Raw genomic sequence first — 23,568 nt, 5'->3', positions numbered from 1 at the left:
TTATCTTAGCCAGACTTGGCTAAGGAGGTTATGATGCTTACAGTCAATATGCTGGATGCCAAGACGTCCCTCTCGAAACTTGTCGATGCAGTGGAAAACGGCAGCGAGTCTGAAATCGTCATTGCCCGCAACGGTAAGCCGGCAGCCAAGCTCGTGCCGATTGATGTCCCTCCCCGAAAAAAACGCCGGTTGGGATTGTTGGCAGGGAAGTATCCGCCGATGGATTTCGAGGCTTTTCAGGCAATGGATGCAGAGATCGAGGCGACGTTCCTTCTTGGGTCGAAAGAGACGTGAGATTTCTGCTCGACACGCATGTCGCGATCTGGCTGCTGACGGAACCCTCAAGAATTCCAGCGGAGATTTTCGACCCGATCGCCGATCCAGACAACTCCGTTTACGTGTCGGTCGTTTCCATATGGGAAACTGCATTCAAGTTCAGGCTCGGGCGTGCAGACAGCCCGCCATTTTCCGGCAGCGCAGCGATCGCTCACTTCGAGACTGCGGGATTCTCACTTCTCGATATCAAAGCCACGCATGCCGCCTTCGTCGAACGTCTGCCTCCGATCCATCAGGATCCGTTCGACCGGCTGATGCTGGCGCAGTCCATCGTTGAAGGTATGCAGTTCGTGACTTACGATCAGCGCCTTTCACGCTATGATGCCGCCATTCTCACCTGGCCTTGAAGGCGGATGTTGGAGAAGAGATGAGCTTTTTCCCAGCCAATGACCCCGAACCCGGCGATGCCTTCGCCTGCGACCAGATCGAACTGATGGTCGTGCCGAACGCCAGGGATATCGATGGTTTCAGCGTCCGCAGGGCGCTGCCGACCGCGAAACGACGCCTCGTCGGCCCATTCATCTTCTTCGACCGCATGGGGCCTGCGATCCTGCGTGGCGGACAGGCGTTGGACGTTCGTCCGCATCCTCATATCGGTCTTTCCACCGTCACCTATCTGTTCGACGGCAAGATCAGGCATCGCGATTCGCTGGGAACCGAGATGGTCATCGAACCCGGTGACGTGAACCTGATGACCGCGGGTCGCGGCATCGTGCATTCCGAGCGCACGCCGGAAGAACTGCGCGGCGCCCCCATGTCGGTGTCGGGGCTGCAGACGTGGTTGGCGCTTCCCGACGGCAAGGAGGAGGTTGCGCCGCTGTTCGAGAACACCTCGCGCGCGTCTCTGCCGGTTTTCGATGCCGAAGGCATCAAGGGCCGTGTCATTCTCGGCGATTTCCATGGCATGCGCGCGCCGGTGGCCACCGCGTCCGAGACGCTTTATGTCGATCTTGCATTGGCGGCCGGGGCAAAAATCAGCATTCCCGCAGCCGCCGAGGAGCGCGCCATCTACACGCTTGCCGGCGAGGTCGACATTCTCGGCGACCGGTTTCCGCCCGAGCGGCTACTGGTCTTCCGTCCCGGCGACGAGATCGTCGTTTCCAGCGCCACCGGCGCGCATTTCATGCTGTTCGGCGGCGCCTCGCTGGGGTCGAAACGCTATATCTGGTGGAACTTCGTGTCGTCCTCCAAGGAGCGCATCGAGCAGGCCAAGGAAGAATGGCGCACCGGTCGTTTCGACATCGTGCCGGGCGACGAGGAAGAGTTCGTTCCCCTGCCGGCGGGCTGATGCTTTCTCGGGTCGGCGTTTACATCGCCACAATGGCAGCTTATTGCCAGCCTTTGGACAGCAAAAGGCTCTAGCATGACGGCAAGACTGCAAACGCCCCTGCTCGACACGGTAAAGGTGCCGGCAGACCTCCGCGCGCTCGACGAAACACAGCTGCCGCAGCTCGCCAGTGAGTTGCGCAGCGACCTGATCGACATCGTCTCGCAGACCGGTGGGCATCTCGGCGCCGGCCTTGGTGTGGTGGAGCTGACGGTGGCGCTGCACTATGTCTTCGACACCCCCGACGACCGGATCATCTGGGACGTCGGCCACCAGGCCTATCCGCACAAGATCCTGACCGGACGCAGGGATCGCATGCGCACGCTGCGCCAGGAAGGCGGGCTGTCCGGCTTCACCAAACGCAGCGAAAGCGACTACGACCCGTTCGGCGCCGCGCATTCCTCGACCTCGATTTCGGCGGGTCTTGGCATGGCGGTGGCGCGCGATCTCGCCGGCGGGCGCAACAATGTCATTTCCGTCATCGGCGACGGGGCTATGTCGGCCGGCATGGCCTATGAAGCGATGAACAATGCGGGCGCGCTCGACGCCCGGCTGATCGTCATCCTCAACGACAACGACATGTCGATTGCTCCGCCAGCGGGCGCGATGAGCGGCTATCTGGCGCGTCTTGCCTCAGGCCGCGCCTATCAGGGCCTGCGCGACATCGGCAAGAAGCTGACCTCCTATCTCGGCACCCGGGTCGACCGCGCCATCACCCGGGCCGTTGAGCACGCGCGCGGCTATGTGACGGGCGGCACCCTGTTCGAGGAGATGGGTTTTTACCACATCGGTCCCATCGACGGGCACAATCTCGAGCATCTCGTGCCCATCCTGCGCAATGTTCGCGACAACGGCACCGGGCCGGTGCTGATCCACGTCGTCACCCAGAAGGGCAAAGGCTACGCGCCGGCGGAGGCAGCCGCCGACAAATATCACGGCGTCAACAAGTTCGATGTGATCACCGGCGCGCAGGCCAAGGCGCCCGCTAATGCGCCGGCCTACACAAAGGTTTTCGCCGACAGCCTGATGGCCGAGGCGCGCGAGGACGAGAAGATCGTGGCGGTGACGGCGGCGATGCCGTCGGGCACCGGCCTCGACCTGTTCGGACAGGCGTTTCCGAAACGCACCTTCGATGTCGGCATCGCCGAGCAGCATGCGGTGACATTCGCCGCTGGCATGGCGACGGAAGGCTACAAGCCGTTCGTGGCGATCTACTCGACCTTCCTGCAGCGCGCCTATGACCAGGTCGTGCACGATGTGGCGATCCAGAAGCTGCCGGTGCGCTTTCCCATCGACCGCGCCGGCTTCGTCGGTGCCGACGGCGCGACCCATTGCGGCGCCTTCGACACCACCTATCTCGCATCGCTGCCCGGTTTCGTTGTGATGGCAGCCGCCGACGAGGCTGAATTGCGCCATATGGTGCGCACGGCGGCTGTCTATGACGAAGGCCCGATTGCCTTCCGCTATCCGCGCGGCAACGGCGTCGGTGTCGACCTGCCGGAACGTGGCTCGGTTCTGGAAATCGGAAAGGGCAGGGTGGTGCGCGAGGGCAGCAAGGTGGCCCTCGTGTCCTTCGGCACACGCTTGCAGGATTGCCTGCTCGCGGCCGAGGAACTGGGTGCGGCCGGCCTGTCGACCACGGTTGCCGATGCGCGATTCGCCAAGCCGCTGGATCAGGATCTGCTGCGCCGGCTGGCGCGGTCGCACGAGGTTCTGGTGACCGTGGAGGAGGGCGCAATCGGCGGCTTCGCGGCCCATGTGCTGGATTTCCTGGCGCGCGACGGCTTGCTCGACCATGGTCTGAAGGTGCGGACGTTGATCTTGCCCGACGAATTCACCGACCATGCCAAGCCCGAAAAGATGTATGCCGATGCGGGACTGGATTCGGCCGGCATCGTGCGTACGGTCTTCGCCGCGCTCGGCCGGTTGGAGCAGGCAGTCCGCGCATGACGGATGGGAAGGCTTGCCTTCCGCAGCGCTTTCGCCGATGAACGCCGATGACTTCCGAAACACCAGCCAGCGCAAGAGGCCGGCTCGACGAACTGTTGGTCGAGCGCGGCTATTTCGCCAGCCGCTCGCGCGCCCGTGACGCCGTGTTGCGGGGCGCCGTCCGCGTTGGCGGTTTGCCAGCCGCCAAGCCCGGCCAGACGGTGGCTCTCGACGTTGAAATCCAGGTGGAGGACCCTGCCGCGAATTACGTTTCGCGCGCGGCGCTCAAGCTGATTGCCGGGCTCGACCGTTTCGCCCTCGACCCCAATGGATGCCATGCGCTCGATGTCGGCGCCTCGACCGGCGGTTTCACGCAGGTGCTGCTGGAGCGCGGCGCGAGCCATGTGGTCGCCGTCGATGTCGGCCATGGCCAGATGCATGACAGCCTGCGCGGGGATGCGCGGGTGAGCACCCTCGAAGGTATCAATGCGCGGCATCTGACGCTTGACGCTATCGGCGGAACGGCACCCGATTTTCTGGTTTCGGATGTCAGTTTCATTTCGCTGAAGCTTGCCTTGCCGCCGGCGTTGGAACTGGCGCTGCCGGGCGCGAGCGGAATTTTCCTGGTGAAGCCCCAGTTCGAGGCCGGCAAAGACGCCATCGGCAAGGGTGGCCTGCTCAAGGATCCGGAAATGGCCGAGGCAGTGGCCGAATCGCTGCGGCGATGGCTTGACCGACATCCGGGCTGGCGTGCGATCGGCCTCTGCCCGTCGCCAATCGAAGGCGGCGACGGCAACCGCGAGTTTCTTCTGGCAGGAGCCAAAGACCGATGAGTACGCGTTTCGAAATCGCCCGACTGGGCGCGCATGGCGACGGCATCGCCGATGCGCCGGGCGGCTCTGTCTACATCCCCTTTGCGCTGCCCGGCGAGGTGGTGACAGCCGCGCGCGAACGGGATCGTGCAACGCTGCTGGCCGTGCTGCAATCGTCGCCGCAACGTGTGGCGCCGGCCTGCCGTCATTTCACCGAATGCGGCGGCTGTGCCATCCAGCATCTTGAGGACCCCGCCTATCGCGCATGGAAACGCGAGTTGTTGGTCCATCCGCTCAACGGCTGGGGTATCGAGGCCGAAGTCTCCGAGATCGTGCCTTGCGCGCCGCACAGCCGCCGCCGCGCGGCCTTCACTGCGCGCCGCACCGATACAGGCATGCTTTTGGGCTACAACCGCGCGCTCTCCAATGTCATCATCGACATCGAGGAATGCCCGATTCTGCTGCCGGAGATCGTCGCGGCGAAGCCCGAGCTCAAGCGGCTCGCGGTCATCGTGGCCAACACGCCCGGCGCCTTTCGCATGCTGGTGACGGCGACGGAAACCGGCCTCGATATCGCCGTCGCCGATTGCGGCAAGCCGACGGAACGGCTGCGCAGGGAGGCAACCGCTTTCATGATGCAAAGCGATTTCGCGCGGCTGTCCATCGACGGCGAAATCATTTTGGAGCGCAACAAACCGACGCTGACCTTCGGAACGGCGGTCGTGCACCCACCTGCCGGCGGTTTCGTCCAGGCGGTCCAAGCCGCAGAACAGACCATGGCATCCATCGTTTGCGGGCATCTGAAAAAAGCGAAGAAGGTGGCCGACCTCTATTCTGGCAGCGGCACCTTCGCGCTCCGGCTGGCCGCCAATTCCGAAGTGCACGCGGTGGAAGGCGACGGCCCGGCTCTCGCAGCGCTGGATCGTGGCTTTCGCTTCGCCTCCGGCCTCAAGCGCGTGACCATGGAGCGCCGCGACCTCGAACGCCGGCCGCTGACCTTCAAGGAGCTCAACGCGTTTGACGGCGTATGTTTCGATCCGCCGCGCGCCGGTGCGGAAGACCAGTGCAAGCAGCTTGCCCGTTCGGATGTGCCTTTGGTGGCTGCGGTCTCGTGCAATCCGACCACGCTGGCGAGGGATCTGAAAATCCTGATCGATGGCGGCTATCGCCTGAAAAGCGTGACGCCCATCGACCAGTTTCTGTGGTCGCCGCATGTCGAGGCGGTGGCGTTGCTCGAAAAGCCGAAAAAGCGCCGCTGACTTTTAGGTTCTCAGCATCCGCTCGACATAGGCGGGCACGATGCTGGTCGCAGGTCCATGCTCTGCTTCGTTGAAATGGGCCGCCCCTTCGGACGGCTCGAGATTGAGTTCGACAGTGCGGGCGCCGGCCTTCCTTGCTTCGCGCACGAAGCCTGCGGCGGGATAGACGTTTCCGCTGGTTCCAATGGATATGAACAGGTCGCAAGCGGTGAGCGCTGTGTAGATGCGGTCCATTTCATAGGGCATTTCGCCGAACCATACGACATCGGGGCGCATGTAACCGACGGACCCGCAATGCGGGCATTGCGAAGACAGCGACATTTCGCCATGCCAGGCGCAGCGTTGCTCGCAGGCGGTGCAGAGCGCCTTGTCGTGCTGGCCATGCATGTGGATCAACCTTTTCGAGCCAGCACGTTCGTGCAGGCTGTCGACATTCTGGGTGACCAGAAGGAACTCGCCTCTAAACTCCTGCTCAAGCCTGCCAAGGGCGAAATGCGCTGCGTTCGGCTCGACGGTAGCAACGTTGCGCCGCCGCCAGTTGTAGAACTCATGCACCCGCAACGGATTGGCAGCAAAACCCTGCGGCGTGGCGACCTCGCGATAGTCGATCTTCGACCAGATGCCGTCCGGGTCGCGGAAAGTCGAAATGCCCGATTCGGCGGAAATGCCTGCGCCGGTGAGGATGACGATGGAGGAGGGGTATTTCATGCCTCACCAAATAGCGCGGTTCTGCCGCAGTGCGCGGACGGTTTTCGTTTTTGCGCTGAACTATAATCCTTCCACGAGGACCATGGCCTGCTTCATACCTGTGTGCCGCCGACCGTCATCTGGTTCATCCGCAGATGCGGTTGGCCGACGCCGACAGGGACGCCCTGGCCGGCCTTGCCGCACATGCCGATACCGGTGTCGAGCTTCATGTCGTTGCCGACCATCGTCACGCGGTGCATGGCGTCCGGGCCGTTGCCGATCAGCATCGCGCCCTTGATCGGCTGGGTCACCTTGCCGTCCTCGATCATGTAGGCCTCGGTACAGCCAAAGACGAATTTGCCTGATGTGATGTCGACCTGTCCGCCGCCGAACGAGACGGCGTAGATGCCCTTCTTGACCGAGGCGATGATCTCCTCGGGCGTCTTGTCCCCGGCGGTCATGTAGGTGTTGGTCATGCGCGGCATGGGCTGGTGGGCATAGGATTCGCGGCGGCCATTACCGGTCGCGTTCATGCCCATCAGCCGCGCATTCTGGCGGTCCTGCATGTAGCCCACCAGCTTGCCGTCGTCGATCAGGACATTGCGAGCCGAGGGCGTGCCTTCGTCGTCAACTGTCAGTGAGCCGCGCCGCTCGGCTATGGTGCCGTCATCGACCACGGTCACGCCCTTGGCTGCGACCTGCTGGCCGAGAAGCCCGGCAAAGGCGGAGGTCTTCTTGCGGTTGAAATCGCCCTCGAGGCCGTGCCCGACCGCCTCGTGCAGCATCACGCCCGGCCAACCCGACGACAGCACGATGTCGAACGTGCCGGCAGGAGCTGGGATGGCTTCGAGATTGACCAGCGCCTGGCGCAGCGCCTCTTCAGCTGCGAAATGCCAACTGTCCTCGGCCAGGAACTCGCCAAAACCCTTGCGGCCGCCCATGCCGTAGGAGCCGCTTTCCTGGCGGTCGCCAGAACCGACGACGACGGAGACGTTCATGCGGACCAGCGGGCGGATGTCGCGAACCAGATGGCCGTCGGCGCGCAGGATTTCGACATGCTGCCAGGACGAGGCGACGGACGCGGTCACCTGGCGGACGCGCGGGTCCTTGGCGCGCAGCCATGCGTCGATGTCCTGCAGGAGTTTGGCTTTTTCCTCGAAGGAGGGTGACGAGATCGGGTTCTCGTCGCTGTAAAGGTGGCGGTTGGTGCGGGCAGGGGCCGCCGCCATCACGCCGGAATAGCCGCCCTTGACGGCGGACACCGCATCTGCGGCGCGCAGCAGGGCCGCTTCCGACAATTCGCTGGCATGCGCATAGCCGCTCGCCTCGCCGGCGACCGCGCGCAGCCCAAAACCCTGATCGGTGTTGAAATTGGCCGTCTTCAGCCGGCCATTGTCGAACATCAGCGCTTCGCCTTCCCGGTATTCCAGGAAGAGTTCGCCGTCGTCCGCGCCTTCGATGGTGTCCGCCACGATGCGGCGCAGCCGCTCTTCGGAAATGTCGAACTGGCTGAGCAGGCTGGTGGTCATTACTGGCGGGCTTTCGTGACGGAGGATATGTGATCCGTCCCGATTTAGGCATTGCGCGTCCGTTCGGCAATGCGCGAACGCGCATTAGCGCTCAGGGCAGCGCGTCGAAACCTTCGCCGAAGCCGTTGAGGTCGACCGGAATGCCGATGCCTTCCTCAGGCGTCTGGAAGACGATGAAGGTGGCTGCCTTGCCGGTTCTCAGCGTATCGACCAGCGGCTTCTCGAGAATGACCTCGGCGTAACAGCCGTCCTGGAAGCAGCGTACGAAATAGGCGCGACCGATGTCCTTCTGGTCGACATTGAGGCCCAGCCCGTTGGGCAGCAGCACGCCGAGCGGCGCCAGAACGCGCAGGATTTCCGCTTTGTTGTCGGCGGTGCGCAGCACGACCACCGAAAGGCCCATCTCGGGCCGGTCCTCGGCAATGACGTTCTGCATCAGCACGCATTGCTCAGTGGAGGCACCTGCCGGGGTGTCGCAGACGACCGACCATGCTCCATGCGTGGACTTCACCGTTCCGCTCTGCTGGGCTACGGCGGAAAGCGGCGCCGTGAGGCAGGTCGCTGCGAGGATGGCGGCCGTCGCCAGGGTCTTTGCAAGCCCGGTCTTCATGGTGACTCCATTGCGAATCATGACGCGCGAAAGCGTACTCGATACATCTTAAATAACAGGAATTCGCTTTTGCCACCCTGTCTTCGGCGAGTTTTCCCGAACTTCGGCGGCAATTTTGCCCGAATTGCGGCCTTTCGAGGTCTCTGACAAGCCTCCGGGACCGTAGCATCCATCTCCACAGCACGATTGCGACGATAGCTGGGCGGGGCTACCTGCGCGCAAAAATGCCGCATGGCTCACGGCTCTGCTTTCTTGCGGTTGGAATGAGAGTATGGTTTGAACCAGCGGACATCTCCGGGATTCCCCTTCCGGAGCGGGACGGATATCCTCGCGGCATTGTCCGGAGGACTGGGAGACAAAGAGGGCGATGAGAAAATTCTTTGCGGGCGCCATTGCGGCGACAGCTTCTTTTGCCGGACTATCGGCAGCCCAGGCGGCTCAGCCGGAGCCTTGGCAGATGACATTCCAGCCGGCCGCTACCGGCATCATGGAAATGATCACCTGGTTCGAGCACTATACGCTGTGGTTCATCGTCCCCATCACGCTGCTGGTGCTGGTGCTGCTCGCCTATTGCATCTTCCGCTTCCGCGAGAGCGCCAACCCGACGCCGTCGCGCACCAGCCACAACACCATCATCGAGGTGATCTGGACTATCGGTCCGGTCGTCATCCTGCTGTTCCTGGCCGTTCCGTCCTTCCAACTGCTGACCGCTCAATACACGCCGGTCGATGAGCCGGGCCTGACGATCAAGGCGACCGGAAACCAGTGGAACTGGGATTACGAATACCAGATCGAGGATCCGCTATCCTTCAACGCTGCGATGCTGACGGATGCTGACCGCGCCGGCGCCGGCAAGGAAGATCGCGCAGTCTATCCGCGTCTTCTCGCCGTGGACAACGAGGTGGTTGTTCCCGTCGGCGAGACGGTCCGCGTGCTGGTTACCGCCAGCGACGTCATCCACGCCTTCGCGATGCCGGCCTTCGGCGTGAAGGTCGATGCCGTGCCCGGCCGCATCAACGAAACCTGGTTCAAGGCTGAGAAGGAAGGCCTTTACTATGGCCAGTGTTCCGAACTGTGCGGCAAGGATCACGCCTACATGCCCATCGCGATCCGCGTGGTGAACGAGGGCCAGTACACGACGTGGCTTGCTGCCGCCAAGACCGACCTGCCGGGTGCCAACAGGGCCCTCATGGCCGCGATCGACAACAACACGAAGGTTGCGGTCGCCGGCAACTGAGCCGCGGCCACGAGAATTAGGGAACGGAGCGGAAAATGGCAGGCGCTGCAGTCCACGACCACGACGACCACAAGCCGAAGGGCTGGGTCCGCTGGGTGTACTCCACCAACCACAAGGATATCGGCACACTTTACCTGATCTTCGCGATCATCGCGGGCATCCTGGGCGGCTTCCTGTCCGTCATGATGCGCTGGGAACTCGCGGAGCCCGGTATCCAGATTTTCCATGGCCTCGCCTCGATGGTCTATGGCGTTGACGGCGATGCGGCGATCGACGCCGGCAAAAGCATGTTCAATGCCTTCACCACCGCGCACGGCCTGGTGATGATCTTCTTCATGGTCATGCCCGCTTTGATCGGCGGCTTCGCCAACTGGATGGTGCCGATCATGATCGGCGCGCCGGACATGGCGTTCCCGCGCATGAACAACATCTCCTTCTGGCTGCTTCCGCCGGCCTTCATCCTGCTGATCCTGTCGGCCTTCGTGCCGTCCGCTCCGGGCGCCCATGGCGTCGGCGGCGGCTGGACGATCTATCCGCCGATGTCGACATCGGGCCAGCCTGGCCCGGCTATGGATCTTGCGATCCTGTCGCTGCACATCGCCGGTGCGTCCTCGATCCTGGGTGCGATCAACTTCATCACAACCATATTCAACATGCGTGCTCCCGGCATGACGCTGCACAAGATGCCGCTGTTCGCCTGGTCGGTGCTGATCACCGCCTTCCTGCTCTTGCTGTCGCTCCCGGTTCTCGCCGGTGGCATCACCATGCTGCTCACCGACCGCAACTTCGGCACCACCTTCTTCGCACCTGAAGGCGGCGGCGACCCGATCCTGTTCCAGCACCTGTTCTGGTTCTTCGGTCACCCCGAAGTGTACATCCTGATCCTGCCGGGCTTCGGCATCGTCAGCCACATCGTGTCGACCTTCTCGCGCAAGCCCGTCTTCGGTTATCTCGGCATGGCCTACGCCATGGTCGCGATCGGCGCCGTCGGCTTCGTCGTGTGGGCGCACCATATGTACACCACCGGTCTGTCGCTCAACACGCAGCGCTACTTTGTCTTCGCCACCATGGTCATCGCGGTGCCGACGGGCGTGAAGATCTTCTCCTGGATCGCCACCATGTGGGGCGGGTCGATCTCGATGCGCACGCCGATGCTGTGGGCGATCGGCTTCATCTTCCTGTTCACCGTCGGCGGCGTGACGGGCGTCCAGCTCGCCAATGCCGGTCTCGACCGCGCCCTGCACGACACCTACTACGTGGTCGCCCACTTCCACTACGTGCTGTCGCTGGGCGCCGTGTTCGCGATCTTCGCGGCCTGGTACTACTGGTTCCCGAAGATGACCGGCTACATGTACTCGTCGCTCATCGCGCGTGCCCACTTCTGGGTCACCTTCGTGGGTGTCAACCTGGTCTTCTTCCCGCAGCACTTCCTCGGCCTCGCCGGTATGCCGCGCCGCTATATCGACTATCCCGACGCGTTCGCCGGCTGGAACATGGTGTCGTCCTACGGCTCCTACATCTCTGCCTTCGGCGTGCTGATCTTCCTGTTCGGTGTCTTTGAAGCCTTCTCCAAGAAGCGCATCGCCGGCGCCAACCCCTGGGGTGAGGGTGCGACCACGCTGGAATGGCAGCTGTCTTCGCCTCCGCCTTACCACCAGTGGGAACAGCTCCCGAAGATCAAGTAAGCATACCAACCCAACAAAACCGCCGGCCTGGCCGGCGGTTTTGGCCAAACGGAACGTGGACGTAAGTACGCATGGCCCTTGTCGACGAAAACAGGCTTGACGATCAGGCCTTCCGCATGTCGGAAGCGACAGCGGGCGATTTCTTCGCCCTGCTGAAGCCGCGCGTCATGTCGCTGGTCGTGTTCACGGCCATCGTCGGTCTTGCGGCTGCGCCCGGCAGCATGAATCCGCTGATTGGCGCCATCGCCATCCTATGCATCGCCATCGGTGCCGGCGCCTCGGGCGCGCTCAACATGTGGTACGATGCCGACATCGACGCCATCATGAAGCGGACCGCCAAGCGGCCGGTGCCTTCGGGCCGCGTACAGCCGGGCGAAGCCCTGAGCTTCGGCCTGGTCCTATCCGTACTTTCGGTGATGACGCTCGGCGTGCTGGTCAACTGGCTGTCGGCTGCGCTGCTGGCCTTCACCATCTTCTTTTATGCCGTCATCTACACGATGTGGCTGAAGCGCTGGACGCCGCAGAATATCGTCATCGGCGGTGCTGCTGGCTCGTTCCCTCCGATGATCGGCTGGGCCGCGGCCACCGGATCGATCAGCCTGGAAAGCGTCATCCTGTTTGCCATCATCTTCCTGTGGACGCCGCCGCATTTCTGGGCGCTGGCTCTGTTCAAGTCCGACGACTACCAGCGCGCGGGCATCCCGATGATGCCGAATGTCGCGGGGGAAGCGTCCACGCGGCTGCAGATTTTCGTCTACTCGCTGATCGTCGCGCCTGTCGGCGTTCTGCCCTGGGTTCTCGGCTACACCAGCGCCTTTTACGGCATTGCCGCCCTTTTGCTGGGCGCGGGCTTCGTCTGGTATGCCTGGAAGGTCTACCGTATGCCCGACAGCGACCGGGTCATGAAACCGGCCAAGGCGCTGTTCGGCTATTCGCTCGTCTATCTCGCCACCATTTTCTCGCTGTACCTTGTCGACGCCGTGGTCGAACGCTTCCTGACGGCAGGGGGCATTTGATGAAGGACCAGGACATGGTCAGCCTGACTGAAACGCAGAAGAAGGCGCGCCGCAGCCGTTCCAAGGCGATAGGTTTTGCGCTCGCGGCCCTCGTGGTGATCTTCTACGTCGCCACCATCGTCAAGTTCGGGCCTGCGATCCTGAACCGGCCGATGTGAGGAGGATGCGATGACGGAGGACAGGCTCAGCCGGGACAACAACCGCAGAAACCGCATCGTCGCGGCATCCTGCGTGGCGTTTTTTGGCAGTATGCTGGGCATGGCCTATGCGGCGGTGCCGCTCTACGCCATGTTCTGTCAGATCACCGGTTATGGAGGCACGACGCAGCGCGTCGAGCAATATTCCGACCGCATGCTGGACCGCGACATCACCATCCGTTTCGACGCCAACACGTCCGGCGCGCTGCCCTGGGATTTCCAGCCCGAAGCGCGCGAGATGACGATCAAGATCGGCGAGACGGTTCAGGCGCAGTACAAGGCGCAGAACATGTTCTCCACGCCGACCGCGGGCCGCGCGACATTCAACGTCACGCCCGAACTGGCCGGCGCCTATTTCAACAAGGTCGAGTGCTTCTGCTTTACCGACACCACCCTGAAGCCGGGCGAGACGCTCGACATGCCGGTGGTCTTCTTCGTCGATCCGGATATCGTCGATGTTCCGGAACTGAAGAACATCAAGACGATCACCTTGTCCTATACCTTCTTCCCGCTCGAAGGCGACAAGCCGCTCGCGGCCGCGCCGAAGGTTGACGGCAGCACAACAAATGGTAATTCCGAGGGAAACATCGGGGGCTGATATGGCAGACGCACACGCTAAACCACAACATGACTACCACATCATCGCCCCGAGCCCGTGGCCGGCGCTGGCCTCGCTGGGCGCGCTGATACTGGCCATTGGCGGTGTCGCCTGGATGCAGGCGCTCAAGGGCGGTTCGCTGAACCTGTTCGGACTGGATTTCGCCAGCGCGAATTTCTGGATCTTCGCCATCGGCATGGTGATCATCCTCTATGTCATGTACGCGTGGTGGTCGGACACCATCAAGGAGGGCAAGGAAGGCCACCACACCCCGGTGGTGTCGCTGCACCTGCGCTACGGCATGATCATGTTCATCGCCTCCGAGGTGATGTTCTTCGTGGCCTGGTTCTGGGCTTTCTTCGATGCCAGCCTGTTCCCCGGCGAAGTACAACAGGTCGCCCGCGCCGAGTTCACCGGCGGCGTTTGGCCGCCCAAGGGCATCGAGGTTCTCGATCCCTGGCATCTGCCGCTCTACAACACAGTCATCCTGTTGCTCTCGGGCACGACCGTGACCTGGGCACACCATGCGCTGCTGCATGGCGACCGCAAGGGCCTGATCAACGGCCTGGCGCTCACCGTCGGTCTCGGCGTGCTGTTCAGCTTCGTGCAGGCCTATGAGTACATGCACGCGCCGTTCACCTTCCACGACTCGATCTATGGCGCGACCTTCTTCATGTCGACCGGCTTCCACGGCTTCCACGTCATCGTCGGCACCATCTTCCTGCTGGTCTGCCTGTTCCGTGCGATGGGCGGAGATTTCAGCCCCAGGCATCACTTCGGCTTCGAAGCGGCCGCCTGGTACTGGCACTTCGTCGACGTGGTCTGGCTGTTCCTCTTCGCCTCGATCTATGTCTGGGCCTCGTTCGGCGCCACCATCGCCGAAGGCCACTGAGACCAAATCCCGGTTTGAGAGAGGCGGCTGCGGCAACGCAGTCGCCTTTTTCTTTTGGGCGATGACGCCAAATCGAACGTGACGATTGGCTGGCTTGCAATGCAAGCGGGGATCGTGGCAGGGAGTGCGGCAAGCAGCGCGGTCCGGAGGACATGCCATGAACGAAGATCAGGCGATGTGGCCCCCGGTGGATCCGGTCCAGGCAGGGCTGAAAGGCCATTGCCCGCGCTGCGGCGAGGGACGGCTGTTCTCGGGATTCCTGACGGTCGGCAAGGGCTGCGGTGTCTGCGGGCTGGACTATTCCTTTGCAGATGCGGGCGATGGACCCTCGGTCTTCGTCATTCTCATCATCGGGTTCATCGTCGTCGGCCTTGCGCTTTGGATGGAAACGACGATCAGTCCGCCGCTCTGGGTCCATTTTCTGTTGTGGATACCGTTGACCGTCACGCTGAGCCTCACCGCGCTGAGGCTGATCAAGGGGGTTCTGATCACCTTGCAGTATCGCAACAAGGCAGCCGAAGGGCGTCTGGATCGTCCGTGATGGACAGCGTGTCGAGCAAGCAGAAATCGCGGTCCGCTTACGGCCGCTGGGCGGCTTTGGTGGCGGGCACCATCGCCTTCGCCATTCTGATCGCACTCGGCACCTGGCAGGTGCAGCGTCTCCATTGGAAAGAGGCACTGCTGGCCTCCATCGAGCAGCGCAGCACATCCCGCCCGGTGTCCCTGTCCGAGGTGGAGGCCACCTTCGGCCGTAGCGGAGATGTCGACTATCAGCGGATGACGGCCAGCGGTCGGTTTCTACATCAGGGCGAACGGCACTTCTTCGCCACTTTCAACGGACAGTCTGGCTTTTTCGTCTACACGCCCCTGATGCTCTCTGACGGCCGGGCTTTGCTCGTCAATCGGGGCTTCGTGCCCTACGACCTCAAGGATGCCGCAAAGCGCCAGGCGGGACAGGTTGTCGGCGATGTGACGGTCGTCGGACTGGCGCGCAATCCACTAGCGCAAAAGCCGTCATTCCTGGTGCCCGAAAACGACCCGGCGAAGAACGTCTTCTACTGGAAGGACCGCGCCGCAATGGCCGCGACCGCATCGCTGCCGGGGGGAACCCGGGTTCTGCCTTTCTTTCTCGATGCCGACGCCACGCCAAATCCCGGAGGACTGCCGGTTGGCGGCGTGACCATCATCGATCTGCCCAACAGCCACCTTCAATATGCCGGCACCTGGTACGGTCTGGCCTTGGCGCTTGTCGGCGTCATGGCGGTGTGGCTGTGGCGGGGCCGACGCGGGAGCAATTGACCGGCCTTCGCCCTTGACAGGGGAGAGCCTAGACCTCATGTCGGCACTGAACGAAGAGCCCTTCATTATGCTTCAGACCACCACCAAGCCCCCGCTGACCATCAGGCTTTGCCAGCCGCGCGGCTTCTGCGCCGGCGTGGACCGCGCTATCCAGATCGTGGTGCTGGCGCTGAAGAAGTATGGCGCACCGGTCTACGTCCGGCACGAGATCGTCCACAACCGCTATGTCGTCGAGGGGCTTCAAAATCTCGGTGCTGTTTTCATCGAAGAACTCAGCGAGATACCCGCCGAGCATCGCGAAAGCCCGGTGGTGTTTTCAGCGCATGGCGTGCCGAAGTCCGTGCCGGCGGATGCGGTTGCACGCAATTTGTTCTATCTCGATGCGACATGCCCCCTGGTGTCCAAAGTTCATAAGCAAGCGATGCGCCATCAGCGCCAGGGGCGCCACGTCTTGCTCATTGGCCATGCCGGCCATCCCGAGGTGATCGGCACCATGGGGCAATTGCCGGACGGCGCGGTGACGCTGATCGAGACTGAGGCCGATGTGGCGAATTTTACGCCCCAAGACGCTTCGCAACTCGGCTTCGTCACGCAGACCACGCTGTCGGTCGAAGACACGGCCGGTATCCTGAAAGCGCTGCAGAGAAAGTTTCCCGAGCTTCAGGCGCCGGCGGCCGAATCGATCTGCTACGCCACCACCAACCGCCAGGAAGCGGTGAAGGATACGGCCCTCGGCACCGACCTTTATCTGATCGTGGGCGCGCCGAACTCGTCCAATTCGCGCCGCCTCGTCGAGGTGGCCGAGCGCGCAGGCTCAAAGATGTCGCTGCTGGTGCAGAGGGCGTCCGAAATACCGTGGGACGATATCGGCGAGATCGAGACGCTGGGCCTGTCGGCGGGCGCATCCGCACCGGAGATCATCGTCGACGAGATCATCGACGCGTTCCGCGCGCGCTTCGACGTCAAGATCGACATCGCCGTCACCGCCACCGAGACCGAGAATTTCCCGGTCATGCGTGTCCTGCGCGATGTCGAGCTGACCGCCGCGGACATGGCCTTCGTCAACGGACCTGCCTGATGGCCGTCTACACCGATGTCAATGAGGCGGAGTTGGAAGCCTTCCTCCGCAATTATCCCGTGGGCGATCTCCTGTCCTACAAGGGCATTGCGGAAGGCACGGAAAACTCCAATTTCCTGCTGCACACGACCGAAGGGTCGTTCATTCTGACGCTTTATGAAAAGCGCGTGGACAAGTCGGACCTGCCGTTCTTTCTCGGCCTGATGCAGCATCTGGCGCGGAAGGGCATCTCCTGTCCGCTGCCGGTGGACGGCAGGGACGGCACCATCATCGGCACCTTGGCAGGCCGTCCCGCCGTGTTGATCACCTTCCTGGAAGGGATGTGGCTGCGCAGGCCGCAGGCTGCGCATTGCCGCGAAGTCGGCAAGGCCCTTGCCGAACTGCATCTGGCGGGCATGGATTTCAAGATGACGCGGCCCAATGCGCTCGCCATCGCCGGCTGGCGCGAGCTCTGGGAAGGAGCCCGCGCCCGCGCCGACGAGGTCGAGAAGGGGTTGGCCGCTGAGGTCGATGCCGACTTCGTCCTGCTGCAGAAGAACTGGCCCACCGACCTGCCTTCCGGCATCATCCATGCCGATCTGTTTCCCGACAATGTTTTCTTTCTCGGCAACAAGCTATCGGGGCTGATCGATTTCTATTTCGCCTGCAACGACATGTTCGCCTACGATCTGGCGACCTGCCTCAACGCCTGGTGCTTCGAGAAGGATTTCGCCTTCAACTTGACCAAGGGCACAGCGCTTCTGGCGGGTTATCAGAGTGTGCGGCCACTGACCGACGAGGAAAAGGCGGCGCTGCCGGTTCTGGCGCATGGTTCGGCGCTTCGTTTCATGCTGACGCGCCTTTATGACTGGCTGACCATTCCCGACGGTGGCCTCGTTATCAAACGCGATCCGACGGAGTATATTCGCCGCATCCGCTTCCACCGCGCGATCACCTCCCCCAGGGAATACGGACTGCAATGAAACGCATCGAAATCTTCACCGACGGAGCCTGCTCGGGCAATCCGGGGCCGGGCGGTTGGGGCGCCATTTTGCGCTTCAACGGCAAGACCAAGGAGCTTTCGGGCGGCGAGGCCGACACCACCAACAATCGGATGGAGCTTCTGGGCGCCATCTCGGCCCTGAACGCGCTCAAGGAGCCGTGCGAGGTCGATCTCTATACCGACAGCAATTACGTCAAGGACGGCATCGGCGGCTGGATCGAGGGCTGGAAGCGCAATGGTTGGAAAACAGCGGCCAAGAAGCCGGTGAAGAACGCCGAGCTGTGGCAGGCGCTGGACGAAGCGCGCCGCCGTCACAAGGTCACCTGGAACTGGGTCAAGGGCCATGCCGGCCACCCTGAGAACGAACGCGCAGACGAACTCGCGCGTGAAGGCATGGCTCCCTTCAAGAAAACGAAGACGCCCGCGCGCCCCGAGCAGGTGTGAAAACGCGCGGGCTTCTTCCTAAAGCTGCTCGAGAAGCGTTGCCGCACCGGAAGTGACTGCCTGGCCGGGCGCCTCTTCGATGTTCAATGCGGTAACCTTGCCGTCGTCGACGATCATCGAAAAGCGCTTGGAGCGGATGCCCATGCCGCCGGCAGTGGCATCCAAATCCAGCCCGGTCGCCTTTGCGAATTCAGCGCTGCCATCCGCGAGGAACAGAATCTTGCCTTCGCCGCCGGTGAAGCGTGCCCAGGCCTGCATGACGAACTGGTCGTTGACGGCAACGACTGCGATGGTGTCGACGCCGCGCGCCAGAAAGGCGTCGTGGTTTTCCAGATAGCCCGGCAGGTGGTTGTTGCTGCAGGTCGGTGTGAAGGCGCCGGGAACGCCGAACAGCACAACCTTCTTTCCGGAGAAGATGTCGGCCGTGGACAGCACCTTCGAGCCATCCGGCGTCATCGTCTTGAAGCTTACGGACGGAAGGGTGTCGCCGATCTCAATGGTCATGAAATGCCTCGTTAGGTTGTGGATTTCGTGTCGGCCTGGCCGTCACCGGCGGTGACGATACGCGGCGGACCGCGATCACCATAGCGGGTTCTCGGCGCGTTTCTCAAGCGTCAAGGGTAAGGCAGATAGCCGCTGACGACGCCCCGATCGGTCACCATCGTATAGGGCAATCCGGCGCCGGCCGGTTTGTCCTTGGGGCGGGCTACCAGCTTGATCGAAAAGACGTTGCTGTCGGCGCCTTGGCGTTTCGGCAAGCCCAACTCATAGCCCTCCGTGCTGGCGACGAAGATGCTCGCCTTGCCGGGTGAAGGCGTTACGGCTTCCAGCTGCAATTTGGCCGCATCCTGTGAGCGTCCCCATTTCAGCCCGAAGTCCGGCGTTGCCTTGGCCGGCAGTTTCTCCCAGGCAAGTGCTACGATCCGGCTGTCTTCCGAGCTATCCCTGCCGGCCTCGGGAACCAGTTCCAGCTTGGCCTGAACGGGAATGCAGATGGTCTCGCAGACGCCGAGGAAGACCGATGCATCGATCCGCGCCGGAGCCTTGGCGTCGGCAAGCCTGAATGTCACGGGGAAAGCGACTGGCTTGTCGTATCCAGCCCATTTGGAGAAGCCGTCATCGTGCCAGGCGGGGGCGGGGAAATCCATCTCGACAGCCGAGACATTAACGCTGCCGGCAATATCGATCTGGGGTGGCACGCCCGAGGCGCCAGGATCGCGCCAGTAGGTTTTCCAACCCGGCCTGAGATCGATTTCAAGCGCGCCGCGCACAACGCCTTCCGCGTTCGGCGCTCCGGCCGTAACGATCCTTATGCGGGTGCCTTGCGCATCGGCCCATGCCGACGATGCAGAGTGCGCGACCGACGGTGCACTGGCGAGAAGCAAGATCGCGAAAAGGGAGAGCAAGCGGTTCATGGCGCCGATTTGATGCCTGAATGTGTTGCCTGCAAGTTAGCAGCCCAGGAGAAAAGATCATTTTCGTGTGAGGACGACATAAATTGTGGCCCAAAGCAGGGGGCGTACTCCCTTTAAACGCTTGGGCAAACGCGTTAGATTCGTGGAATGGACCTACTCAAGCGCAAACGACCGGCTGAAAAGCCTGGATTTCTCGACGACCAGTTCCTCATCGCCATGCCAGGCATGAAGGACGATCGGTTCGCACGCGCTGTGATCTACATCTGTGCGCACAGCGATGAAGGCGCCATGGGTCTTATCATCAACCAGACCCAATCGATGCTGTTTCCCGATCTGCTGGTACAATTGGGAATCCTCAAGGAACAGGAAGCCATACGTTTGCCGGACAAGGCAAAGGGGTTCCCGGTCCGCAACGGCGGCCCGGTCGACCGCAGCCGTGGCTTCGTCCTGCATTCCGACGACTACAAGGTCGAATCCTCGCTGCCGGTGTCGGATCAGGTCTGCCTCACGGCCACCGTGGATATTCTGCGCGCGATTTCAGCGGGCAAGGGACCGCGCCATGCGCTGATGGCGCTTGGCTATGCCGGCTGGGGTGCCGGCCAGCTGGAGAGCGAAATCGCCGAAAATGGCTGGTTGACCTGCCGGGCGACGAAAGAGCTTTTGTTCGACACCGACATCGACCGCAAATACGACCGGGTCATGGCCTCGCTCGGCATTGACCTGGCGCATCTGAGCACCGCCTCGGGTCACGCCTGAGCGAGCGGGTACTGCTCCTTCAGCAGCTTGATGACGGAATCGTTTGCCACTGGCGGTCCGAACATGAAGCTCTGCACATATTCGCAACCCATCTGACGCAGTTCGAGCGCATCGCTTTCATCCGAAATGCCTTCCGCCACGACCGACAGGCCAAGCTCGTGCGCCATGTTGACCATGGATCGGATCAGCACGGTGCGCTTCGGCGTGTGGTCATCGACGAAGCTCTTGTCGATCTTGATCGTGTCGAACGGGAAGCGCGTAAGGTAGGACAGCGACGAGTAGCCGGTGCCGAAATCGTCCAGCGACAGGCCGATGCCGAGCTGCTTGAGCTTGTTCAGCACATGGTTGGTCTGCTCGGGATTGTCCATCACCAGCGATTCGGTCAGTTCCAGACGGAAGCAGCGCGGTTTGAGCCCGGCGCGCAGCAGCGTCGAGCGGACGTCGCCGACGAGATCGCGGCGGATGAGCTGCCGGCTCGACAGGTTGACCGACACCGATAACGGCATGTCTCCAACCTGCTTCTGCCATGAAACGAGATCCTCGGCGGCGCGCTGCATGGCAAACAGGCCGAGCTGTACGATCAGGCCGCAGCTTTCCGCGACAGGGATGAAGTCGCCCGGCGGAATGGTGCCCCGGCGCGGATGCTCCCAGCGCAGCAGCGCTTCGAAGCCCGCGACGGACCCGTCTTCCAGCCGCACGATGGGTTGGTAGGCCAGGGTGAATTCCTGCCGCTCGACGGCGCGGCGCAGGTCGGATTCGAGCTGCAGCCGGTCGGTGCCCACGGTGCGGAAAGCCGGGCGGAACGGCTCGATCCTGTCGCCGCCGAAGCGCTTGGCCTGATGCATCGCAAGCTCGGCGTCTTTGACCATGTCTTCTGCCGATACTTGCGCCGTCGTCCAGGTGATCAAGCCGACCGAGCCGGTCAGGATGATCTCGCGCTTGGCGAAGGTGATAGGCGACTTGATCGCGTTCTTGATGGCTTCCGCCACGCCGGCGATACGTGCGGGATCCTGTTCGGATAGCAGCATCAACCCGAACTGGTCGCCGGCGAGACGGCAAAGCGAATCGTTTTGCCTCAAAAGCCGGTGCAGCCGGCGTGCAATGTTCAAAAGGATGGTGTCGCCGGCGGAGATGCCGAGCCCGTCATTGACCTGCTTGAAACGGTCGATGTCGACAACGAAGACGGTGGGGCGGATGTTGTCCTCGGTCTTGGCGATGGAAATGATCGCCTCGAGCCGGTTCATGAACAATTCGCGGTTGGGAAGGCCGGTCAGATTGTCGTGCACGGCATCGTGCAGCAGCCGTTCCTCGGCCTTTTTCTGCTCGGTGATTTCCACCAGCGTGCCGACGCAGCGCAGCACCTCTCCGTCGGAGCCGATCACCGGTCGCGCCTTGAGCAGGAACCAGTGGTAGTGGCCGTCGGCGCCACGCAGGCGGAAGTTCTGCATGACCCGGCCGCGCCGGTGCTCCAGCACCACGTCGAGCGTGGTGCGGAACATGTCGCGGTCGTCGCTGTGCAACACCGGCAGCCAGTTTCGCGCAGGGCCGCCGAGGCTGTTGGGCGCCATGCCGAGCTGCAGGGAAATGTCGGGCCGGGTGGTAACGCGGTCGCGCAACACGTCCCAGTCCCAGACGATATCGCCGGAGCCGGCAACGGCGAGCGCCTGGCGCTCCATGTCGCTGAACAAGCCCTGGTGGATGGCGCCGCCGGCGAAGGCGTGCTGCATCACCGTAAAGCCGATCAGCAGGATGATGAGGATGAGGCCCGCGCCAAGCGCCGGCTGGACGATATCGTTGTCCAGGAGGCCGGTAATCGCCATCCACGAGCCCGTCATCCAGATCAGCACCATCACCCAGCTCGGCACGAGCATGATGGCGCGGTCATAGCCACGGAAGCCGAGATAGACGATCAGGCCAATGCCGGTGACGGCGGTCGCGGCGAAGGATACGCGGGCAATGCCCGCCGCCACCGCCGGATCGATGATAGCCACGCCGGCAATGGCGATGAGGCCCAGAATCCACGCAAACGCGCCATAGCTGAAATGGCCGTGCCAACGATTGAGGTTGAGATAGGCGAAGAGGAAAACCACGAAGGTCGCAGCAAGCCCCACCTCCGTCCCCGCGCGCCATATCTGCTCGTTGCCCGGCGAGATCTGGATGACCTTGTTGAGGAAGCCGAAATCGACGCTGATATAGGCCAGGACAGCCCAGGCGAGCGCTGCGGTGGCCGGGAACATCGAGGTTCCCTTGACGACGAACAGCACGGTCAGGAACAGCGCCAGCAGGCCGGCAATGCCGATGACGATGCCGCGGAACAGTGTGTAGGAGTTGACCGAGTCCTTGTAGGCCTCCGGTTCCCACAGATAGACCTGGGGCAATTTGGGCGACGACAGTTCGGCGATGAAGGTGACCACCGTCCCGGGGTTCAGCGTCACGAGGAAAACGTCGGCGTCCTGGTTCGCCTGCCTGTCGAGCGCGAACCCTTCGCTGGGGGTGATCGCAGCCATGCGGCTCGAGCCCAGATCCGGCCAGAAAAAGCCGGAATCGACGAGGCGGAAATGCGGTACGACGATCAGCCTGTCGAGCTGTTGGTCTGTGGTGTTGGCCAATGCGAACACCGCCCAGTCGCCCGCCGACTTCTTGTCCTTCGATTCGACCTCGATGCGACGCACGATGCCGTCCGGACCGGGAGCAGTCGAAACCTGGAAGTTCTCGCCCTGGTTCCGGTAGATTTCGACGGCCCCGGAGAGGTCGAGCGCGACATCGTCGCGCGAAATCGCGATGGGCTCGATGGCGCGCGCCGGAGCGGTTCCTGCCAGACTGGCAACTGCCAAGAAAAGCAAAGCGAGCAGTTTTGCCAGCGTGAAGTGTTTCGCCAAGTTCAAACCTTTTCGGTCACGCACTGCGTTTCGCCGGCTATCAGGGCGTAGAGATAGTGATCCTGCCATGCGCCGTTGATCTTGAGATAGGATCGAAGCAGCCCTTCGCGCCGAAATCCGGCTTTTTCAAGCACACGAATGGACCGCGCGTTGTCGGGGATACAGGCTGCCTCGATACGGTGCAACCTTAGCCTTTCGAAGGAGAACTGCGTAACCAGCCCGACGGCTTCGGTCATATGCCCCTTGCCGGCGTGGCGCGAGCCCATCCAGTAGCCGATATGACCGGTTTGCGAGACGCCATAGCGGATATTGCCGAGCGTGATACCGCCGAGAAGCCGGCCGGACTTTCCGTCGAAGATGAAAAAGGCGACCGCGCTGCCTTGTGCATAATCCTCGCGGTAGCGCCCCATGCGGGCACGCCAGGAAGCGCGTGAAAGCTCGTCGTTTGCCCAGCGCGGCTCCCATGGTTCGAGAAAGGCGCGGCTTTCCTGGCGCAGAAGCGACCATTCGCGATAATCGCCGGGTTCAGGCATGCGCAGATTGATGCGTTCGCCCCTCAGTTCCGGCGCGTCACGGCGGATGAAGGGAAGCGCGAACACAA

25 protein-coding genes are annotated in these 23,568 nt (G+C 62.5%); 18 read left to right on the top strand and 7 right to left on the bottom strand.

Annotated features, from left to right (window positions below):
- The first annotated feature begins 33 nt into the window (after positions 1 to 33).
- The 6 genes from ICI42_RS15400 to ICI42_RS15375 all read left to right on the top strand — a co-directional run bounded on the left by ICI42_RS15400 (position 34) and on the right by ICI42_RS15375 (position 5,663).
- Positions 34 to 294, top strand: a complete 261-nt coding sequence (locus ICI42_RS15400) for a type II toxin-antitoxin system Phd/YefM family antitoxin (protein ID WP_188165454.1) — start codon at positions 34 to 36, stop codon at positions 292 to 294.
- The gene (locus ICI42_RS15395; RefSeq protein WP_188165453.1) at positions 291 to 683 is read left to right on the top strand and encodes a type II toxin-antitoxin system VapC family toxin; all 393 of its coding nucleotides are present in this window, start codon (positions 291 to 293) and stop codon (positions 681 to 683) included. Before ICI42_RS15400 ends, ICI42_RS15395 begins: the two co-directional genes overlap by 4 nt.
- Before the next feature lie 20 nt (positions 684 to 703).
- Positions 704 to 1,624, top strand: coding sequence for a pirin family protein (locus ICI42_RS15390; RefSeq protein WP_188165452.1), 921 nt, complete (start codon positions 704 to 706; stop codon positions 1,622 to 1,624).
- Positions 1,625 to 1,699: 75 nt separating this feature from the next.
- The gene (gene dxs / locus ICI42_RS15385) at positions 1,700 to 3,613 is read left to right on the top strand and encodes a 1-deoxy-D-xylulose-5-phosphate synthase (protein WP_188165451.1); all 1,914 of its coding nucleotides are present in this window, start codon (positions 1,700 to 1,702) and stop codon (positions 3,611 to 3,613) included.
- A gap of 47 nt (positions 3,614 to 3,660) precedes the next feature.
- Entirely contained in the window at positions 3,661 to 4,425 is a 765-nt protein-coding gene (locus ICI42_RS15380) for a TlyA family RNA methyltransferase (RefSeq protein ID WP_188165450.1), read from the top strand.
- Positions 4,422 to 5,663, top strand: a complete 1,242-nt coding sequence (locus ICI42_RS15375) for a class I SAM-dependent RNA methyltransferase (protein ID WP_188165449.1) — start codon at positions 4,422 to 4,424, stop codon at positions 5,661 to 5,663. Before ICI42_RS15380 ends, ICI42_RS15375 begins: the two co-directional genes overlap by 4 nt.
- Positions 5,664 to 5,666: 3 nt before the next feature.
- On the opposite strand, the gene ICI42_RS15370 is transcribed toward ICI42_RS15375, so the two are convergent.
- From ICI42_RS15370 to ICI42_RS15360, 3 genes are all read right to left on the bottom strand, one after another.
- Complete coding sequence (locus ICI42_RS15370) at positions 5,667 to 6,371, bottom strand: NAD-dependent deacylase (protein WP_188165448.1); 705 nt, start codon at positions 6,369 to 6,371, stop codon at positions 5,667 to 5,669.
- Between the two features lie 92 nt (positions 6,372 to 6,463).
- On the bottom strand, positions 6,464 to 7,879 hold the full coding sequence (tldD, locus tag ICI42_RS15365) for a metalloprotease TldD (RefSeq protein ID WP_188165447.1): 1,416 nt from the start codon (positions 7,877 to 7,879) through the stop codon (positions 6,464 to 6,466).
- A 91-nt stretch (positions 7,880 to 7,970) separates the two neighbouring features.
- Positions 7,971 to 8,489, bottom strand: a complete 519-nt coding sequence (locus ICI42_RS15360; protein WP_230980375.1) for an invasion associated locus B family protein — start codon at positions 8,487 to 8,489, stop codon at positions 7,971 to 7,973.
- A gap of 367 nt (positions 8,490 to 8,856) precedes the next feature.
- Between ICI42_RS15360 and coxB the strand changes: the two genes are divergently transcribed.
- From coxB to rnhA, 11 genes are all read left to right on the top strand, one after another.
- Positions 8,857 to 9,726, top strand: coding sequence for a cytochrome c oxidase subunit II (gene coxB / locus ICI42_RS15355; RefSeq protein WP_188165445.1), 870 nt, complete (start codon positions 8,857 to 8,859; stop codon positions 9,724 to 9,726).
- A 35-nt stretch (positions 9,727 to 9,761) separates the two neighbouring features.
- Positions 9,762 to 11,411, top strand: a complete 1,650-nt coding sequence (gene ctaD, locus ICI42_RS15350; protein ID WP_188165444.1) for a cytochrome c oxidase subunit I — start codon at positions 9,762 to 9,764, stop codon at positions 11,409 to 11,411.
- A 71-nt stretch (positions 11,412 to 11,482) separates the two neighbouring features.
- Positions 11,483 to 12,427, top strand: a complete 945-nt coding sequence (locus tag ICI42_RS15345) for a heme o synthase (protein ID WP_188165443.1) — start codon at positions 11,483 to 11,485, stop codon at positions 12,425 to 12,427.
- Complete coding sequence (locus tag ICI42_RS15340; protein WP_188165442.1) at positions 12,427 to 12,585, top strand: hypothetical protein; 159 nt, start codon at positions 12,427 to 12,429, stop codon at positions 12,583 to 12,585. The genes ICI42_RS15345 and ICI42_RS15340 overlap by 1 nt, the downstream gene beginning before the upstream one ends.
- Before the next feature lie 10 nt (positions 12,586 to 12,595).
- Positions 12,596 to 13,222: a cytochrome c oxidase assembly protein gene (locus tag ICI42_RS15335; protein ID WP_188165441.1), complete on the top strand. Its 627-nt coding sequence runs from the start codon at positions 12,596 to 12,598 to the stop codon at positions 13,220 to 13,222.
- 1 nt (position 13,223) lies between these two features.
- The gene (locus ICI42_RS15330; protein ID WP_188165440.1) at positions 13,224 to 14,114 is read left to right on the top strand and encodes a cytochrome c oxidase subunit 3; all 891 of its coding nucleotides are present in this window, start codon (positions 13,224 to 13,226) and stop codon (positions 14,112 to 14,114) included.
- Positions 14,115 to 14,271: 157 nt separating this feature from the next.
- Positions 14,272 to 14,655 carry a DUF983 domain-containing protein gene (locus ICI42_RS15325; protein ID WP_188165439.1) on the top strand — a complete coding sequence of 128 codons (384 nt, stop codon included), beginning with the start codon at positions 14,272 to 14,274 and terminating at the stop codon, positions 14,653 to 14,655.
- Positions 14,655 to 15,413 (top strand): SURF1 family protein, encoded by a 759-nt coding sequence (locus ICI42_RS15320; RefSeq protein WP_188165438.1) that lies wholly within the window; start codon positions 14,655 to 14,657, stop codon positions 15,411 to 15,413. Before ICI42_RS15325 ends, ICI42_RS15320 begins: the two co-directional genes overlap by 1 nt.
- Positions 15,414 to 15,480: 67 nt before the next feature.
- Complete coding sequence (gene ispH / locus ICI42_RS15315; RefSeq protein ID WP_188165564.1) at positions 15,481 to 16,491, top strand: 4-hydroxy-3-methylbut-2-enyl diphosphate reductase; 1,011 nt, start codon at positions 15,481 to 15,483, stop codon at positions 16,489 to 16,491.
- Positions 16,491 to 17,453 carry a homoserine kinase gene (locus tag ICI42_RS15310; protein WP_188165437.1) on the top strand — a complete coding sequence of 321 codons (963 nt, stop codon included), beginning with the start codon at positions 16,491 to 16,493 and terminating at the stop codon, positions 17,451 to 17,453. The genes ispH and ICI42_RS15310 overlap by 1 nt, the downstream gene beginning before the upstream one ends.
- Positions 17,450 to 17,917 (top strand): ribonuclease HI, encoded by a 468-nt coding sequence (gene rnhA / locus ICI42_RS15305; protein ID WP_188165436.1) that lies wholly within the window; start codon positions 17,450 to 17,452, stop codon positions 17,915 to 17,917. The genes ICI42_RS15310 and rnhA overlap by 4 nt, the downstream gene beginning before the upstream one ends.
- Positions 17,918 to 17,935: 18 nt before the next feature.
- On the opposite strand, the gene ICI42_RS15300 is transcribed toward rnhA, so the two are convergent.
- Both ICI42_RS15300 and ICI42_RS15295 read right to left on the bottom strand, forming a co-directional pair.
- Positions 17,936 to 18,421 (bottom strand): peroxiredoxin, encoded by a 486-nt coding sequence (locus ICI42_RS15300; protein ID WP_188165435.1) that lies wholly within the window; start codon positions 18,419 to 18,421, stop codon positions 17,936 to 17,938.
- 110 nt (positions 18,422 to 18,531) lie between these two features.
- Entirely contained in the window at positions 18,532 to 19,332 is an 801-nt protein-coding gene (locus tag ICI42_RS15295; protein WP_188165434.1) for a protein-disulfide reductase DsbD domain-containing protein, read from the bottom strand.
- A gap of 147 nt (positions 19,333 to 19,479) precedes the next feature.
- On the opposite strand from ICI42_RS15295, the gene ICI42_RS15290 reads away from it, so the two are divergent.
- Positions 19,480 to 20,088, top strand: coding sequence for a YqgE/AlgH family protein (locus tag ICI42_RS15290; protein ID WP_188165433.1), 609 nt, complete (start codon positions 19,480 to 19,482; stop codon positions 20,086 to 20,088).
- Here ICI42_RS15290 and ICI42_RS15285 read toward each other — a convergent pair.
- Entirely contained in the window at positions 20,079 to 22,967 is a 2,889-nt protein-coding gene (locus ICI42_RS15285; RefSeq protein ID WP_407945167.1) for an EAL domain-containing protein, read from the bottom strand. The genes ICI42_RS15290 and ICI42_RS15285 overlap by 10 nt on opposite strands.
- A gap of 2 nt (positions 22,968 to 22,969) precedes the next feature.
- Complete coding sequence (locus ICI42_RS15280) at positions 22,970 to 23,566, bottom strand: GNAT family N-acetyltransferase (protein WP_188165431.1); 597 nt, start codon at positions 23,564 to 23,566, stop codon at positions 22,970 to 22,972.
- Positions 23,567 to 23,568 lie beyond the last annotated feature (2 nt).

This window comes from Oryzicola mucosus (assembly GCF_014534685.1).
GTDB classification, from domain to species: domain Bacteria; phylum Pseudomonadota; class Alphaproteobacteria; order Rhizobiales; family Rhizobiaceae; genus Oryzicola; species Oryzicola mucosus.
This window is presented reverse-complemented; position numbering and strand designations above follow the sequence as displayed.